14 protein-coding genes are annotated in these 14937 nt (G+C 63.1%); 11 read left to right on the plus strand and 3 right to left on the minus strand.

Annotated features, from left to right (window positions below):
* Nucleotides 1-232: 232 nt before the first annotated feature.
* From WD006_RS16790 to WD006_RS16800, 3 genes are read left to right on the plus strand one after another with little or no spacing between them, the layout of a single operon-like run.
* Entirely contained in the window at nucleotides 233-1504 is a 1272-nt protein-coding gene (locus WD006_RS16790) for a paraquat-inducible protein A (RefSeq protein WP_011518583.1), read from the plus strand.
* Nucleotides 1501-3126, plus strand: a complete 1626-nt coding sequence (locus WD006_RS16795; protein WP_029309356.1) for an intermembrane transport protein PqiB — start codon at nucleotides 1501-1503, stop codon at nucleotides 3124-3126. The genes WD006_RS16790 and WD006_RS16795 overlap by 4 nt, the downstream gene beginning before the upstream one ends.
* A complete protein-coding gene (locus WD006_RS16800) occupies nucleotides 3123-3725 on the plus strand; it encodes a PqiC family protein (RefSeq protein WP_029309355.1) in 603 nt (200 codons plus the stop codon). Before WD006_RS16795 ends, WD006_RS16800 begins: the two co-directional genes overlap by 4 nt.
* A 50-nt stretch (nucleotides 3726-3775) precedes the next feature.
* Here the strand turns inward: WD006_RS16800 and WD006_RS16805 are convergent, their stop codons facing one another.
* The 3 genes from WD006_RS16805 to WD006_RS16815 all read right to left on the minus strand — a co-directional run bounded on the left by WD006_RS16805 (nucleotide 3776) and on the right by WD006_RS16815 (nucleotide 7515).
* Entirely contained in the window at nucleotides 3776-4516 is a 741-nt protein-coding gene (locus WD006_RS16805) for a hypothetical protein (protein WP_080710375.1), read from the minus strand.
* A gap of 99 nt (nucleotides 4517-4615) precedes the next feature.
* Nucleotides 4616-6019, minus strand: a complete 1404-nt coding sequence (locus WD006_RS16810; protein ID WP_011518579.1) for an alkaline phosphatase — start codon at nucleotides 6017-6019, stop codon at nucleotides 4616-4618.
* A gap of 35 nt (nucleotides 6020-6054) precedes the next feature.
* A complete protein-coding gene (locus WD006_RS16815) occupies nucleotides 6055-7515 on the minus strand; it encodes an alkaline phosphatase (RefSeq protein WP_011518578.1) in 1461 nt (486 codons plus the stop codon).
* Between the two features lie 111 nt (nucleotides 7516-7626).
* Here WD006_RS16815 and WD006_RS16820 point away from each other — a divergent pair, with 111 nt between their 5' ends.
* The 8 genes from WD006_RS16820 to WD006_RS16855 all read left to right on the plus strand — a co-directional run bounded on the left by WD006_RS16820 (nucleotide 7627) and on the right by WD006_RS16855 (nucleotide 14937).
* Nucleotides 7627-7902: a hypothetical protein gene (locus tag WD006_RS16820; RefSeq protein ID WP_141192919.1), complete on the plus strand. Its 276-nt coding sequence runs from the start codon at nucleotides 7627-7629 to the stop codon at nucleotides 7900-7902.
* Nucleotides 7903-7997: 95 nt separating this feature from the next.
* Nucleotides 7998-8291, plus strand: coding sequence for a GYD domain-containing protein (locus tag WD006_RS16825; protein WP_008644323.1), 294 nt, complete (start codon nucleotides 7998-8000; stop codon nucleotides 8289-8291).
* Nucleotides 8292-8468: 177 nt separating this feature from the next.
* On the plus strand, nucleotides 8469-8918 hold the full coding sequence (locus WD006_RS16830) for a hypothetical protein (protein ID WP_029309353.1): 450 nt from the start codon (nucleotides 8469-8471) through the stop codon (nucleotides 8916-8918).
* 307 nt (nucleotides 8919-9225) lie between these two features.
* Entirely contained in the window at nucleotides 9226-9441 is a 216-nt protein-coding gene (locus tag WD006_RS16835) for a hypothetical protein (RefSeq protein WP_029309352.1), read from the plus strand.
* Nucleotides 9442-10828: 1387 nt separating this feature from the next.
* A complete protein-coding gene (locus WD006_RS16840; protein WP_011518571.1) occupies nucleotides 10829-12256 on the plus strand; it encodes an L-lactate MFS transporter in 1428 nt (475 codons plus the stop codon).
* Nucleotides 12257-12277: 21 nt separating this feature from the next.
* Nucleotides 12278-12409, plus strand: a complete 132-nt coding sequence (locus tag WD006_RS16845; protein WP_029309351.1) for an MFS transporter small subunit — start codon at nucleotides 12278-12280, stop codon at nucleotides 12407-12409.
* A 245-nt stretch (nucleotides 12410-12654) separates the two neighbouring features.
* Nucleotides 12655-13953: a TAXI family TRAP transporter solute-binding subunit gene (locus tag WD006_RS16850; RefSeq protein WP_029309350.1), complete on the plus strand. Its 1299-nt coding sequence runs from the start codon at nucleotides 12655-12657 to the stop codon at nucleotides 13951-13953.
* Between the two features lie 189 nt (nucleotides 13954-14142).
* Complete coding sequence (locus WD006_RS16855; RefSeq protein ID WP_008644332.1) at nucleotides 14143-14937, plus strand: SDR family NAD(P)-dependent oxidoreductase; 795 nt, start codon at nucleotides 14143-14145, stop codon at nucleotides 14935-14937.

Raw genomic sequence — 14937 nt, forward strand, 5'->3', positions numbered from 1 at the left:
CCGATTACGCCGATTACGCCGGGCATATCCCGTGCGTAGCCCGGCGATGCTGGACCAAAGTCCCCTACCCGATCCAGGCGTCGATTGATAGGCTTAGCTGCAGTGGCTCCCACGAGCCGCTGGTGGCTTGACGCCTGTACAAAGCGGAAAGGACCAGGAAGCCACTCCGGCACCGGCGATGTCAACAGGCAAAGCAGGATCGTCAAGGCCGAACACGTCACGGAGGTGGCGCATGACCCGCACCGATCTGATCGCCTGCCCCGAATGCGACCTGCTCCAGCGCGCATTGCCCGTGCCCATCAAGGGCACGCTGCGATGCTGCCGCTGCGACGCCGAACTTGCCCGCAACCACCCTGACGGCCTGGAGCAGGCGCTGGCCCTCGCGCTCGGCGCGCTGGTGCTGCTGGGCATTTCGAATCTCTATCCGATCGTCGGTCTCTCCGTCAGCGGCACGCTGGTGCAAACGACACTCGCTGGCGCAGTGCGCGTGCTGTTTCACGGCGGCATGTGGCCGCTGGCAATCCTGGTCCTGATCACGACCATCGTGATGCCGGTACTGCAGACGGTGGGCATGTTGTGGGTACTGCTGCCGCTGCGTCTGGGCCGCAAGCCCTGGTTTGCGCCTCAGGTGCTGAGGCTCTGCCATCAGGCCGAGTCCTGGGGAATGACCGAGGTGCTGATCCTTGGCCTGCTGGTGGCCCTGGTCAAGCTCGCGCACATCGCGTCGGTCGTGCCCGGCGTCGCGCTGTGGTCGTTCGGCGCGCTAATGCTCGTGCTGGTCGGGGCCCATACCGCCTTCGACCCGCATTCGCTATGGGTCCGATTCTCGGATGTGCGCACAACCAGCGGCGCACGCCCGCACCTGGAACCGCCAATCGTTTCGGGCCCCATCACGGCGGCGCATTGTGGCCTGCTTTCGTGCCACGATTGCGGATTGCTGACCAGCGCCCACACGCGCGACCATGCGCTGGCCTGCCCGCGATGCGGCGCGACGCTGCATAGCCGCAAACCCGCGAGCCTGACACGCACCTGGGCGTTGCTGATTTCCGCCGTCGTGCTGTACATCCCCGCTAACGTGCTGCCCGTCATGTACACGAGCTCGCTGTTCGGCGCGGAGAACGACACGATCCTGAGTGGTGTCGCATACCTGTGGACGTCAGGATCGTGGCTGCTCGCGATCGTGGTGTTCATTGCCAGCATTGCCGTGCCGATGCTCAAGATCCTCGCGCTCGGCTACCTGGCCTTCTCCACGCAGTTTCATTCCACCTCCGCGCCGAAGCGCCGCACGAAGATCTATCGCGTGGTGGAGTTCGTCGGCCGCTGGTCGATGCTGGATATCTACGTAATCACCGTGCTCGTCGCACTGGTGCAATTCAAGGCCCTGGCCACGATCCAGGCCGGCCCCGCCGCCATCGCCTTCGGCGCGGTGGTGGTACTGACCATGTTCGCCGCGATGACATTCGATCCGCGGCTGATCTGGGATGAAGCGGAGCATCAACCATGACCAGTCCAGGCCAGGACCCCGATACCCCGGACTTCCCCGAGGCCGTCGCCAAGTCGCCATCGCGCTCGCGCTGGCGCCTGCAGCTCATATGGCTCGTGCCGATCATCGCCGTGCTGATCGGCGGCTGGCTCGCGGTGAAGGCCGTGATCGAACAGGGACCGACGATCACCGTCAGCTTCAAGACCGGCGAGGGCCTGGAGGCCGGCAAGACCAAGATCAAGTTCAAGGACGTCGACATCGGCTTGGTCAAGTCGGTGGCGCTTTCGCCCGATAGCAAGCGCGTGGTGGTGACCGCCGAGATCGCCAAGGACGCCGGACGCCTGCTTGTCGACAACACGCGTTTCTGGGTGGTGCGGCCGCGCATCTCGGGCGGGTCCGTTTCCGGCCTCGGCACACTGCTGTCCGGTTCGTACATCGCCACCGATGCCGGCACGGCGACGGCGACGCGCCACGACTTTGTCGGGCTCGAGACGCCGCCCGCATTCACCAGCGACGTGCCGGGCCGCGAGTTCACGCTAAAGAGCGAGGACGTGGGCTCGCTCGATGTCGGCTCCCCGGTCTACTTCCGCCGCCTTCAGGTGGGACAGATCACCGCGTTCGACCTCGACTCCGACGGGCGTGGCGTCACGCTCAAGGTGTTCGTGAATGCCCCGTACGACCGGTTCGTGCAGCAGGGCACACGCTTCTGGCACGCCAGCGGCGTTGACGTGTCGCTCGATACGGGTGGCTTGCGCGTGAACACCCAGTCCGTGGTGTCGATCCTGATCGGTGGCATCGGCTTCGAGACCCCGTACGAATCGCAGGACCAACCCGTTGCAGCGGCAGGATCGACCTTCGCACTGTTCCATGACCGTGTCACCGCACTCAAGCGCCAGGACAGCGTCGTACATCACTACGTGGTCAATTTCACGGACACGGTGCGCGGACTGGCCGTTGGCGCTCCGATCGAGTTCCGGGGCATCGTGATCGGCGAGGTCACCGGCATCTACACGCGCTACGATCCGGTTACGCGCAAATTCAGCATCCCGGTGGAAATAAACTTCTACCCAGGACGGTTCACGTCGCGTTACCGCACCGGTGCGGGCGCGGGCCCGGTGACCGAAACGCCCCGCGAGCTTGGCGACTTCCTGGTCTCCCAAGGGCTCCGAATGCAGTTGCGGAACGGTAACCTTCTGACCGGGCAGCTTTATATCGCGCTGGATTTCTTCCCCAACGCACCCAAGGCCAAGATCAACTGGAACGAAAACCCGCCGGAGTTTCCGTCCATCCAGGGCGATCTGCAGTCGCTGCAGCAGTCCCTGACACGCGTTGTCGCGCAACTGAACAGCGTGCCCTTTGCGCAGATCGGTCAGAACACCAAGGACATGCTTCGCAACGCGACCTCGCTATTGACGCGGCTGGACTCGGAGCTCGTGCCGCAAGCACGCGACACGCTGGCATCGGCACGCTCCACGCTCGACTCCGCCAACACCGCGCTCGGCCCCGACTCGGCGCTGCAGCAGAACACGGCGGACGCCATGAAGGAACTCGCCCGTACGGCCGCCGCGCTCCGCTCGCTTGCCGACTATCTGGAGCAGCACCCCGAAGCGCTGATACGCGGCAAAGCGGAGGACAAGCCATGAAACGCATGACAAGGTCGATCGCCACCGCAAGCGTGGCATCCGTGGCGCTCATCGGGCTGCTGGCCGGCTGCAGCTCGCCGAAATCGCGGTTCTACACGCTAGATCCGGACAACACCGTGGAACGTGCCTCCACCGCGACGCCAATCCGTGTCGTCGTCGGGCCGGTGACAATCCCGGATCTGGTCGACCGGCCTCAGATCGTGACACGTGTCTCGGCCAATGAAGTCAAGGTCAACGAATTCGCACGCTGGGCCGAGCCGCTCAAGTCCGAAATCTCCCAGGTCATCGCTGCCGATCTGAGAACCATGCTGGGGTCCGATCAAGTGACTGTCTTCGATACTGGTTCGAATGCAATGCCGGCCTGGCGTGTCTGCGTGGATATCCTGAGTCTGGATTCGGAGCCGGCCGTCGCCGTGTCGATGGATGCGCTGTGGACCATCCAGCCGCCGGGGAAGCAGCCGGCGATTGCCGGGCGCTCGGTGGTGCGCGAGGCCGTTGCCAGCGATGGCTTCGACGCGATCATCGCAGCGCATAACCGCGCCCTCGCCTCGGTGAGCCGCGATATCGCCACGTCGATTCGCACCCCGTCGGGCCGCTGAGCGCCCAGCGCTGTCCGGCGCGTCAGCGGATAACCGAGTCAATCGTCGATTCAATCCAGCAGATCGGAATAATCGCCCTGCGCGTAGCCGCGTGTGCGAGACCAGGGCGCGCTCGCCGGCGTCGCGACCGACGTGACACGCGTGATCTTCTTCTGTGTGCCGCTTGTGTTGAGCGACTGCACCAGGCGCGGATACTGCCCGGCCACATCCCATTGCACCGTCACGCGCTCGTCGCCGCGGCGGGCCGTGTATTCCTGCACGCCGTCGCGTACGGGGCCGTTAGCCTTCATCGTCTTGAGCAAGGCGGGGTCGAGCAGATGGCTCGCCGCAGCCCAGGAGCCATCGAAGCCGATATTACCGTAGTCACCCTGGCGCACCTCGAATGTCTTGCGCATCTGGTCGCTGACGAGCCGCACATTGAGTTCGCCGTTGGGCTTGCGTTCGATCCAGCGCGCTGCCGTCGAAACATCCATGTGCTTGTGTCCCTTGTCGCCCGCCGCGTGTTCTGCCTCGTCATGCGCGTGGCGCACGCTCGCCGGCACTTCGCGCTCGATCCAGACCGAGTCACCATTGCGATAGACACGTTCGCCGAACGACACATCACGCTTCACGCCATCCTTGCCGAGTGCCGACAGCTCGTGCTGCACGCGCAGCGCGAGCGGCTTACCCGAATCGGTGGCCGTAGCCGTGGCCGCTAGGGCCGTCGACGAGGCGCATATGCCGAGAGCCAGCAGAACGAACTGGCCGATTGCCTGCTTCACGCCGGCTTGTTTCATGCTGGCTTGCTTCATGTTGATCATTGCCGTGCTGAAAGTGGAAAGCGCACGCCGGCGAACCGGCGTGCGTCATGGCACGGGCACGCGAAGCGCCCGTGTCGGGTACGACGAGGATCAGAGACCCAGGGCCGACTTGACCACACCGAACACCTTGGTGTTGTCGAGGGTGCCCTTCAACGGCGCGCTGCCGGGGCCGGTGGAGAACAGCATCACATCGCCGCCACCGTGCGTTTCGGCACCCGGGGAACCCAGGTTCACGCCAACTTCCTGCAGATAGTCATTGGCGGTGGTGTCCACCAGCGACGGGTTGTCGCGGGTAGCCTTGCGCGGGGTGCCACCGTTGCCGAACACCAGCGTCGTGTAGGGCAGACCGTCGGCCGCCAGGGCGGTCTTCTTGGTCTTGTAGTCGGTGGCCGTGGCCAGGATCGGGTTGCCGCGGTGCGAGTAGCCGTTGATCGTCATCGTGTGATCGTGGTCGGCGGTGACCACGATGATCGTGTTCGACAGATCAACCATCGACAGCGCGCGCTTGATGGCGTCGTCGAAGGCGATGGTGTCTTCCAGCGCACGCTTGGCGTTGGTGCCGTGCAGCGCGTGGTCGATACGGCCACCCTCGACCATCAGGAAGTAGCCATTGCCATTCTTCGACAGCAGCTCGATCGCCTTGGCGGTCATGTCGGCCAGGCTCGGCTGGGTAGCGCCTTCGCCCTTGCCCGCCACGCGGTCGATCTCGTACTCGAGATGGCTCGTCGTGCTGAACAGACCAATCAGCTTGTTGCCGCTGGCCTGCATCATCTGGTCGCGCGTGGCGGCCACGGCGTAGCCCTTGGCGGCAAACTCCGTCAGCAGATTGCGGCCATCGGCACGACCCTTCTTGTTGGCCGTGGCGTCAAACGGCGTCCAGTGGTTGCGTCCGCCGCCCATCAGCACGTCGACACCGTCACCCAGCGCCGTATTGAAACCCGCGCCACCCGGCACCGCTTGCGCGGCGATGTCGTACTGCGCATCGCGATGGCAGATGTGGGAGTACGTGGCGGCCGGCGTGGCGTGCGTCAGCTCGGTCGTGGTGATAGCGCCGGTTGCCTTGCCGCGCGCCTTGGCCAGTTCCAGCAGCGTCGGCACCGAAGTACCGTTGGTCGGCAGGCAGTTGTTGATGGTCTTGTTGCCGTTGACGTCTGTGCCCGGCGCGGTCGCCTTCGTGTCCGGAGACATCGAGATGACCTCGTTGTTCATCTTCACGCCGGTCATGTAGGCAGCCATCGACGGTGCGCTGTCGGTGGTTTGCGCGTCGTTGGAGAACGTCTTGATGCGCGCGGTGCGCTTCAGCGATTCCATCGTCAGCTTGCCCGACTCGCCGTACTTGTAGATACGCGATGCGGTAACGGTGGCGGGGCCCATGCCGTCGCCCAGGAAGAAGATGACGTTCTTGGCCTCGCCAGCGGCTTGCGCCGCGGGCATCGTCAGGCAAGCGCTGGCCGCCGCGGCCGCCAGCATTCCGATACGGGTAGTGATTTTCATGTCGATATTCCGTTGTGCGGTGATGGCGGGTTGGCTCAGAGTCCGATTGCCTTCTTGATCAGGCCGAACACCTCGATGTTGTCCATCACACCGGTGAAGCTGGTGGCCCCGTTGCCCATGGCGCCGATGAACACATCGGTGCCACCGTGGGTTTCACCACCCGCGGGCATCGGAATCACCGCTTCCTGGTGATAGGTCTTGTCGAAGACCTGCACATCGGTCAGCGCGGTACGCGTGGCCGGACGGTTCTCGCCATTGCCGAAGCCGATGATCGAGAACGGGTTGCCGGTCGAATCGAGCTTGGCAGAGCCAGTCACGTAGTCCTTGACCAGACCCAGCACGCCGGGGTTGGCATCGCTGGTCTTGCCCGTGCGCTTGGCGTAGCCGTTCAGGACCAGGGTGTGGTCATGGTCGGCGGTGACGACGATCAGCGTGTTCTTCAGGCCCGGGTCGATTACGTTGAGCTTGTCGATGGCAGCCTTGATCGCGTCGTCGAACGCGGCGGTGTCCTGCAGTGCCTTGCGGGCGGTGGTCTCGTGCAGCGCGTGGTCGATACGACCGCCTTCCACCATCAGGAAGAAGCCCTTCTTCTTGGCAGCCAGCACGTCGATGGCCTTGCCGGTCATTTCTGCCAGGCTCGGCTCCTTCGCCGGATCCCGATCGAGGTCGTAATCCATGTGGCTCGCGTTGAACAGACCCACCACCTTGGCAGAGCTGGCCGTGATCTTGTCGAAGTCCGACTTGCTGGCAGCGTAGCTATAGCCGGCCGTCTTGAACTCGCCGACCAGATCGCGGCCATCGGTACGCTTGCCGCCTGCGGTCGTGGCCAGGAAGTGCTGGCGGCCGCCGCCGAAGATCACGTCGACGCCATCGGTCAGCGCGCCGTTGAAGCCGGCGCCCTTCGGTACCAGTTGCGCTGCGATGGCGTTCTCGCCGTCGCGGTGGCAGATGTGGGCGTAGGTGGCCGCCGGCGTGGCGTGCGTGATGCGCGTGGTAGTGACCACGCCCGTGCCGTAGCCGGCAGCCTTCATCTGCTCGAGCAGCGTCGGCACGCTCTTGCCGTTGCCCGTCGCCGGGCAGGTGCTGTCAGCGCCCGACACATAGGCCTTGCCGTTGGCGTCCACGGCGCTCGTTTCCGGAGTCATCGAGATGACTTCGTTGTTCATTTTCACGCCGGTCATGTAGGCGGCCATCGACGGGGCGCTGTCCGTGACCTGGGCGTCGTTCGAATACGTACGGACGAAGCCGCTTTCCGGCATCGTGTCGATCGTCAGATCGCCTTCCTCGCCCACCTTGTAGATACGCGCGGCGGTCAACGTCGTCATGCCCATGCCGTCGCCGAGGAAAAATACGACGTTCTTGGTCGGCGTGGTGCCGCCTTGTGGCTGCTCGATCGGCGGCGTCGTGCCGGCGTTGTTGCCATTGTTGTCATCGCCGCCGCAGGCCGCGAGGGCGACCGACATGGCGGCTGCCGCGAGTACGGAAATCCTTCTCATTATGGTGTCCTCCCTGTTTGAGACGGACTGGAGGATGCATGAGAAATGTGGCAGGAAGATTACTACTTGATTCTTATGAAAGACATTCTTGGCTGACCCAGAATGGCAGCCATGTTGCAGCGCATCCGTTACATGGCGATGGCAACAGGCCGGGTTGCGGCGCGGAAGGCGCTTCATTTCTGCAACACCTCGCGCCACACCACGGGATCGCATTCGCCGAAATGGGCACGGAATGACTACGAACCGCATCCGGTCGCCGGTGGTTCGCAATTTGCGTGCTTTCGGCATTGCTCAGGCTGTTTCGCCGAATTTCCCGGCGAGCGTCGTCACCGCCATCGTCTTCGGGTGAACGACGAAGCGCCGCGCGAACTCGCGCCGAATCCCTGAACCACCGTCCACACGCTCTCCCGGCCGGATGGGGTTCACGCCCACACCCGGCACGGCGCCGACGGCGCCCATCCACTTGTTGCCGGAGACTCACCATGACCCGCTACATCGTGCTGGCAAGCTTCACCGATCAGGGCATCCGCACTGTCAAGGAAACGACCAAACGCGCCGCCGCCGTGCGTGAATTGGGCGCGCAACTTGGCGTGCAAGTGAAGGATGTGTTCTGGACACTGGGCAAATACGACGTCGTGCTGACGCTGGAGGCGCAGGATGACACCGTGGTGACGGCGTTCGGGCTGAGCGTCGGCGCGCTTGGCAACGTTCACACCCAGACGCTTCGGGCATTCGACGCCACCGAGATGCAGGCCATCCTCGGCAAGATGCGCTGAGCCGCGCGGTGCTCCGAGGCGGTGTTTGCCACGGTCATCGTTGGCGAACACCGCCGCCGATGCATCGCGACAACAAATGTAATGCGCTTGGCGAAATTGGAAACACAAGTTTACTCGCCGTAACGCGCATGCCTTCTTAGACTCTCTGAAACCAATCAGAGGACAAGGAGGTTCAAGGTGGGATGGTTTCTCGTCACCGTCGCCCTGCCTGTGCTGGCGCCGATGATCTCGCTGATCTGCATGAAGGCCTTCCCGCTTGCCATCCCCTCCGCCCAGCTGGCCTTAGTTAGTGTTGTCAGGAACGGGCAGCTCTGCTGGGCTGCGATCGGCTTCTGCACCTCCGCGCTGTATGAGCTGGCAGAACCCTGTCCACCAAGTGCGAGGGTGAATGCCATATTCCAGGGGTATCTGAACGGCGGCATGACGCTCCTGCTTGTGCTGGCAAGCCTGTTCGCCGCGTGTGGCGCAGTTCTACCCCACACGGACGGATATGCATCGGGAATACCCCGGCGCGGGCAAAACAGGGTCCTGCTGGCCTCGCTCGGCATTACCTCACTGTCTGCAATCGGCTTTGCATTGATTCATCTCGGCGCGCTTGCGTCGTCTGACTTCTGGAGATTGATATGAACAACTGGCTGAAAGAACGATTCTCAGACCCCAATCGGGCGATGGACACGCTCTGCACGGTAGCGTTTTCGCTCTGCGGACTGCTATTCGTGTACTTCATGGTCCTTGTGGTCGTCGCACAAATCATGTTCCGGTCGTAGGTACCAGAAGTAGCGGCAGTACCTGGGCTGGCCCTCTGCGCAATAGCTGGCCTCATCGCCAACTATTGGCCCAGCCTATCGCTCGAATAACGATCCGGTCTTGGACACTATGACGGAAGGAGCGGATCATTCTGGGCATAGTTTTTCCCACCCGTCGGAGTTTTCTGATGAAGTCCGCCCTGCTCGCCCTGTGTGGCGCAGCCTCCCTCCTTGCTTCGCTGTCAGCCATTGCCGGCCCCGACTTTGCCGTGATCGAGCGCGGTCGCGCCGAGGCCCGGCAGCGACAGCAAGTCACCCGCCCGGCCTGCGACTCGGCCGCGGCCAGCACGCCGAAGGTTTCGGCCACTCCGGCCACCGCTACCACTCCTGCGCAGTCGAGCTGACCTACAGCGATCAGCCCTAGTCCATCGCCCATCTGCGGCGATGCGAACGCCAATCCGCTTCGCGCCTCAGGCTGCGGCCTGAGTGCATGGTCGCTGCGCCGTCGGGTTCGGATTGGGATCTGGATTTCCTCATCTCGCCTATCGAGAACATTCACTTCGATCCAGGGCGGCATTCGGTAAAGATCGTGCATCTTGACCGGCCCAAGGGAATGCGTACGCGATGGGACTACGCGGCGGACGAATCGGCTGCCTGCCGCTTGCCGCCCACGGTTGGACCGCGGGCGGCGGCAGCGGCCAGACTGCCTTCCTGAACTACCAGATGGACGAGCAGGTCACGGGGGCCTGGAGCAGATCCGTCGGCGCGATCTGGACAATCAACCGCAGTGCCGGCTTACTGCTGGAGAGGTGAAATACCGCTGGCACATCGTGGGCCGGCAAGGCATGGTGTTCTAGCTCGCCACTGGCGCCATCGTCGGCAACCCCGGCGGGCTGACGTCGGCCCACTGGCTGCCGAATGGCGGCGTGGGCTACCTCTTCGAGTTCAAGCCGCGGGTCAATGTCCGGTTCGATGTCGGCGTCGGTCGCCAGACGAAGTGCGCCTACTTCCAGATCAACGAAGCCTTCTGACGTTTGACTGACCTTCTCGGGCGCAAAAAAATGCCGCGACCATTGGGCGGCCGCGGCGTGTCAATTCGCCGGTCCGTGCGACACCCACTTGTCGCCCGTTTGCACCCATTGCTGGTGACCGGCTTGTCCTTCCATGGCAGAGGAAAACCGCCACGGCACAGATCGTAGGCGTCGTGCATGACGCATTCGTGACAATTTGTCCTATCAATAGGGCATCTATGATGGCATGTGCCGTCCACACATTATTCAACGCTGTCGCAAAAATCACACGGTAAATATCGTGTCGCACCGACGATTTTCATGCATCACGTCGAAAGCGCCGTTGGTGCGGGAATATGTCCTCGAAAACCTATTGAAGTCAGCGATCGACACAGCTAAGGTTCAGCGCACATAACATTTTCCACGGTAGTCATTGTTGGTCAGAACAATGACTGCTCGCCCCCGACGGAAAAATAATGAGCCATTTCATGCCGGGACGCCTCGCGTCTCTCGCCACGCCGACTGCCGGATCCGCCGGCACTCGCTCGCGCCAGTTGCTGCGGCGCCATTACCCGCAGCCCAATCTCATTTCCGATTTGTAGTGTGGTAGCAAGCGTCGACCAGTCCGGGCCATAACCATGTCCAAAGCCCGGTGCGTCGACACATCTGGGGGTAATCCGACCGCGGCGTGACGGGTCAACCGACTGGGCCACCCAGACCCGCCGGCGCGCCATGCTGCAAGCGGAACGGTTGCCCAGGACCCTCGTCTGGAGAACGCTCGATGAGCAGTGTGATGAATGAAGGCAGCAGCCCGGCCTATGGCCCGGCCCCGTTCTTTTCCAAGGAAGCGACCTACGCCAAGCCGGGATTTTCCCGCTGGATGGTCCCGCCCGCCGCGCTGGCGGTTCACCTTTGCATCGGCCAGGCCTATGCATTCTCGGTATTCAACGTACCGCTATCGAGGGTAATCGGCATTACCGAGTCAGCGCCCGATGACTGGAAACTGACCACGCTTGGCTGGATTTTCTCGCTGGCGATCTTCTTCCTTGGCATTTCCGCTGCATTCGCCGGTAAATGGCTCGAGCGCGTGGGTCCGCGCCTGACGATGTTCACCGCCGCCTGCTGCTTTGGCAGCGGGTTCCTGGTCTCCGCGCTGGGTATCTACACGCACCAGATCGCCCTGCTCTATCTCGGTTACGGCGTGCTGGGCGGCATCGGACTGGGCCTGGGCTATGTATCGCCCGTGTCCACGCTGATTCGCTGGTTCCCGGACCGTCGCGGCATGGCCACCGGCATGGCGATCATGGGCTTCGGCGGCGGCGCGATGATCGCCGCGCCGCTGTCCGTGGCGCTGATGAACACCTTCAAGAGCGCTACGTCGGTCGGTGTGGCCCAGACTTTCGTGGTCATGGGCATCGGCTACTTCGTGTCGATGCTGATCGGCTCGCTGGCCATCCGCGTGCCCGCCCCGGGCTGGAAGCCGGCCGGCTGGACCCCGCCCACCACCGCCAGCAAGATGATCACGCGTAACCACGTGCACATCGACCAGGCTCTGAAGACGTCTCAGTTCTACCTGCTGTGGCTGGTGCTGTTCCTGAACGTGACGGCCGGCATCGGCGTGCTGGGTCAGGCGTCGCTGATGATTCAGGAGAGCTTCAAGGGCAGCGTGACCGCCGCCGCCGCAGCCGGCTTCGTGGGCCTGCTGTCGCTGTTCAATATGGGTGGCCGCTTTTTCTGGGCTTCGTCCTCTGACTGGATCGGCCGCAAGAACACCTACTTCGTATTCTTCGCGCTGGGCGCTGTCCTGTACTGGCTGGTGCCACAGCTTGGCGCAAGCGGCAACATCGCGCTGTTCGTGCTGGCCTACTGCGTGATCATGTCGATGTACGGCGGCGGCTTCGCCACGATCCCGGCTTATCTGGCCGACATGTTCGGCACCGCCTTCGTGGGCGGCATCCACGGTCGCCTGCTGACGGCCTGGGCCGCTGCGGGTATTGCCGGCCCGGTGCTCGTGAACTACATCCGCGAGTACCAGGTAGCGCACGGCGTGACCGGCGCCGACGCGTACACGATGACGCTGCACATCATGGCGGCCCTGCTCGTGGTCGGCTTCATCTGCAATCTGCTGGTGGCGCGCGTCAGCGACAGGCACCACATGAGCGAAGCCGATGTATCCAGCCTTGCCGGCAATGCCAGCGCCGCCCACTGACCGCCCGACGGAGAAATGCACATGGACAACTCACGAGTGAAAGCCCAACCCACCAGCAAAGGCCTGCTGGCCATCTTCTGGCTGTATGTGCTGGTCCCACTGGTCTGGGGCGTATCCAACACGATCACCCAGGCAATGAAGCTCTTCCACTGAGCGGCATCGCACGAAGAGAAGGCCGCATTCATGCGGCCTTTTTTCTTGCTCCCTGATCGAGCTGCCGAGTGAGGTCGTTTGAGCCGCGATACAACAATCTGGTATCGTAGAAAATCCAAAAATTACAAAACTCGCCATGTCATCAGCAATACTCGGCGTTGCTGCAGCGGGAGTACTTTCTTTCTGTTATCGGGTGACCAATGTCTAGGCGCGATCCGGCGCTTCGCCGCAGCCAGAATCCGCCCATGTCGGCGGGCCGCCGGCGCCTCCTTATTGCTGGAGGCATCCTGCTGCTGGTCGCACTGGGCTGGTCACTGGTAGCTGTCATCCGGCCCGCCATCCAGCATACGATCATCATCACGACCGGTGCGGACAAGGGCATCTATCAAGGTTTCGCGGATCGCTACGCGACCATCCTGAAACGCGATGGCATCAAGCTCGAGATTCGCAGTTCGTCCGGTTCGATCGAGAACTACGAGCGGCTGAAGAATCCGGATAGTGCGTACGAGGTGGGGTTCATCCAATCGGGCACGGTCAGCCCGAGCGATACCGACGGGCTGCAGACCATTGCCGCCGTCGCCTATGAACCGATCTGGGTGTTCTATCGCGGCGCTGCCAAGATGGATCGGCTATCCGAACTGCAAGGGAAGAAAGTCTCCATTGGCGTTCCGGGCAGCGGGCTACTCGAGGTCTCCCGAATCCTGCTCGCGCATAGCGGCATTACCGCTTCCAATACCACGCTGCTGCAAATGGACGCCAACGCGGCCTACCAGGGCCTCAAGGATGGGCAGTTGGACGCCGCGTTCTTCATCGGCAGGCCGGATGCGGAGATGCAGCAGACGCTATTGAACAGCGACCTGAAACTGATGAGCTTCGCCCAGGCCGATGCGCTGGTACAGAAATTCCCGTCGCTCTCCAAGATCGTATTCCCGCGTGCCTCGACCAGCATCGTCAACGATCTGCCGCAGGCCGACGTCACGCTGCTGGCCGCCAAGGCCCTGCTCGTATCCAAGGACACCATGCACCCTGCATTGGTGTATCTACTGCTGGAAGCCGCCAAGACCGTCCACGGCGGCGAAGACTACTTCACGCCGCTTGGCACGTTTCCCAACCTGAACACCAATGAATTTCCCGTTTCGGAGGAAAGCACGCGCTTCTTCAAGTCGGGGCGTCCTTTCCTGCAGCGATACCTGCCCTTCTGGCTGGCCAGCTTTGTCGAAAGACGGCTGCTGATCCTGCTCCCCTTCATGGCCCTGCTATTGGGCCTGTTGCAGGCCCTGCCGCGTTTCGCGGAGTCGCGGATCAAAGGCCGGCTCGTGGTCTGGTATCGGGAGATCAAGGCGCTGGAAGATGAAATCTGGAAAAGCGAGCGGCCGACGCGGCACCAGATTGCGCAGTGGCGCGAGGAAATCGAGCAGATCGATGCGCACGCCAGTCAGATACGGATGCCGCAGCGCTATTTTCAGGATGTCTACGCCCTCAAGCAGGCTATCGCCGTGGTGCGGAACCGGATTCTGCACGTGGCCGGGACGGTGAAGGAATAGCCGGCAGACAAGGGCTGGCCACGTCACCCGCCGGTGGCTCGCCTGGCCCCGGGGGGCTTCCGTCCCCTTTCACGAGCGGAACGCAGCATTCCACAGGCCCGGCTTGCAGTTCGCCGGCGGCTTCATACACTTGACGGGTTGCCCTGCCGTAGCGGCCAAGGGCTCACCTTCCAACGAAATGGAGTCGCCATGAACATCGATCTGTCGGGCAAGACCGCCCTCGTCACCGGTTCCACCGCCGGCATCGGCTTTGCCACGGCGCGCGGTCTGGCCGAGTCCGGCGCCCACGTGATCGTCAACGGCCGTAGCCAGGCCTCGGTCGATAACGCGCTGGCGTCGCTGAAGAAATCCTATCCCACCGCCCAGGCCACCGGATTCGCAGGCGACCTGACCGACGCTGCCGTCTGCGACACCCTCGTCAAGACCCACCCGGCTGTCGACATCCTCGTCAACAACCTCGGCATCTTCGAGCCGAAGGATTTCTTCGATATTCCGGACAGCGACTGGACACGCTTTTTCGACGTCAACGTGCTGTCCGGCGTACGCCTCTCGCGCGCCTATGCCAAAGGCATGGCCGAGCGCAAATGGGGCCGCATCGTGTTTATCGCGTCTGAGTCTGGCATCAACATTCCGGTCGAGATGATCCACTACGGCTTCACCAAGACCGCGCAGTTGGCGGTCTCGCGCGGTCTGGCCAAGCGGATGGCGGGCACCGGCGTCACGGTGAACGCCGTGCTGCCCGGCCCGACGCTATCCGAAGGCGTGACGGCCATGCTCAAGGATGAAATCGCGAAATCCGGCAAGAGCGCCGAGGAAGTGGCGGCCGAGTTCGTCAAGGCACACCGCAGCACGTCGATCATCCAGCGCGCCGCCAGTGTCGAGGAAGTGGCCAACATGATCGTCTACGTCTGCTCGCCACAGGCGTCCGCCACCACCGGGGCGGCCCTGCGCGTTGACGGCGGCGTGGTCGACACGATCGTGTAA

Source organism: Cupriavidus sp. Met-2 (genome assembly GCF_049843575.1).
GTDB lineage: Bacteria > Pseudomonadota > Gammaproteobacteria > Burkholderiales > Burkholderiaceae > Cupriavidus > Cupriavidus metallidurans.

What these genes read in the sequence shown, in the direction of transcription:
- WD006_RS16805 (WP_080710375.1), bottom strand. Translation starts at nt 4,516, where the DNA reads ATGAAGCAAGCCAGCATGAAACAAGCCGGCGTGAAGCAGGCAATCGGC.
- WD006_RS16820 (WP_141192919.1), top strand. Translation starts at nt 7,627, where the DNA reads ATGTTGCAGCGCATCCGTTACATGGCGATGGCAACAGGCCGGGTTGCG.
- WD006_RS16850 (WP_029309350.1), top strand. Translation starts at nt 12,655, where the DNA reads ATGTCGGCGGGCCGCCGGCGCCTCCTTATTGCTGGAGGCATCCTGCTG.
- WD006_RS16845 (WP_029309351.1), top strand. Translation starts at nt 12,278, where the DNA reads ATGGACAACTCACGAGTGAAAGCCCAACCCACCAGCAAAGGCCTGCTG.
- WD006_RS16815 (WP_011518578.1), bottom strand. Translation starts at nt 7,515, where the DNA reads ATGAGAAGGATTTCCGTACTCGCGGCAGCCGCCATGTCGGTCGCCCTC.
- WD006_RS16840 (WP_011518571.1), top strand. Translation starts at nt 10,829, where the DNA reads ATGAGCAGTGTGATGAATGAAGGCAGCAGCCCGGCCTATGGCCCGGCC.
- WD006_RS16835 (WP_029309352.1), top strand. Translation starts at nt 9,226, where the DNA reads ATGAAGTCCGCCCTGCTCGCCCTGTGTGGCGCAGCCTCCCTCCTTGCT.
- WD006_RS16790 (WP_011518583.1), top strand. Translation starts at nt 233, where the DNA reads ATGACCCGCACCGATCTGATCGCCTGCCCCGAATGCGACCTGCTCCAG.
- WD006_RS16800 (WP_029309355.1), top strand. Translation starts at nt 3,123, where the DNA reads ATGAAACGCATGACAAGGTCGATCGCCACCGCAAGCGTGGCATCCGTG.
- WD006_RS16855 (WP_008644332.1), top strand. Translation starts at nt 14,143, where the DNA reads ATGAACATCGATCTGTCGGGCAAGACCGCCCTCGTCACCGGTTCCACC.
- WD006_RS16825 (WP_008644323.1), top strand. Translation starts at nt 7,998, where the DNA reads ATGACCCGCTACATCGTGCTGGCAAGCTTCACCGATCAGGGCATCCGC.
- WD006_RS16795 (WP_029309356.1), top strand. Translation starts at nt 1,501, where the DNA reads ATGACCAGTCCAGGCCAGGACCCCGATACCCCGGACTTCCCCGAGGCC.
- WD006_RS16810 (WP_011518579.1), bottom strand. Translation starts at nt 6,019, where the DNA reads ATGAAAATCACTACCCGTATCGGAATGCTGGCGGCCGCGGCGGCCAGC.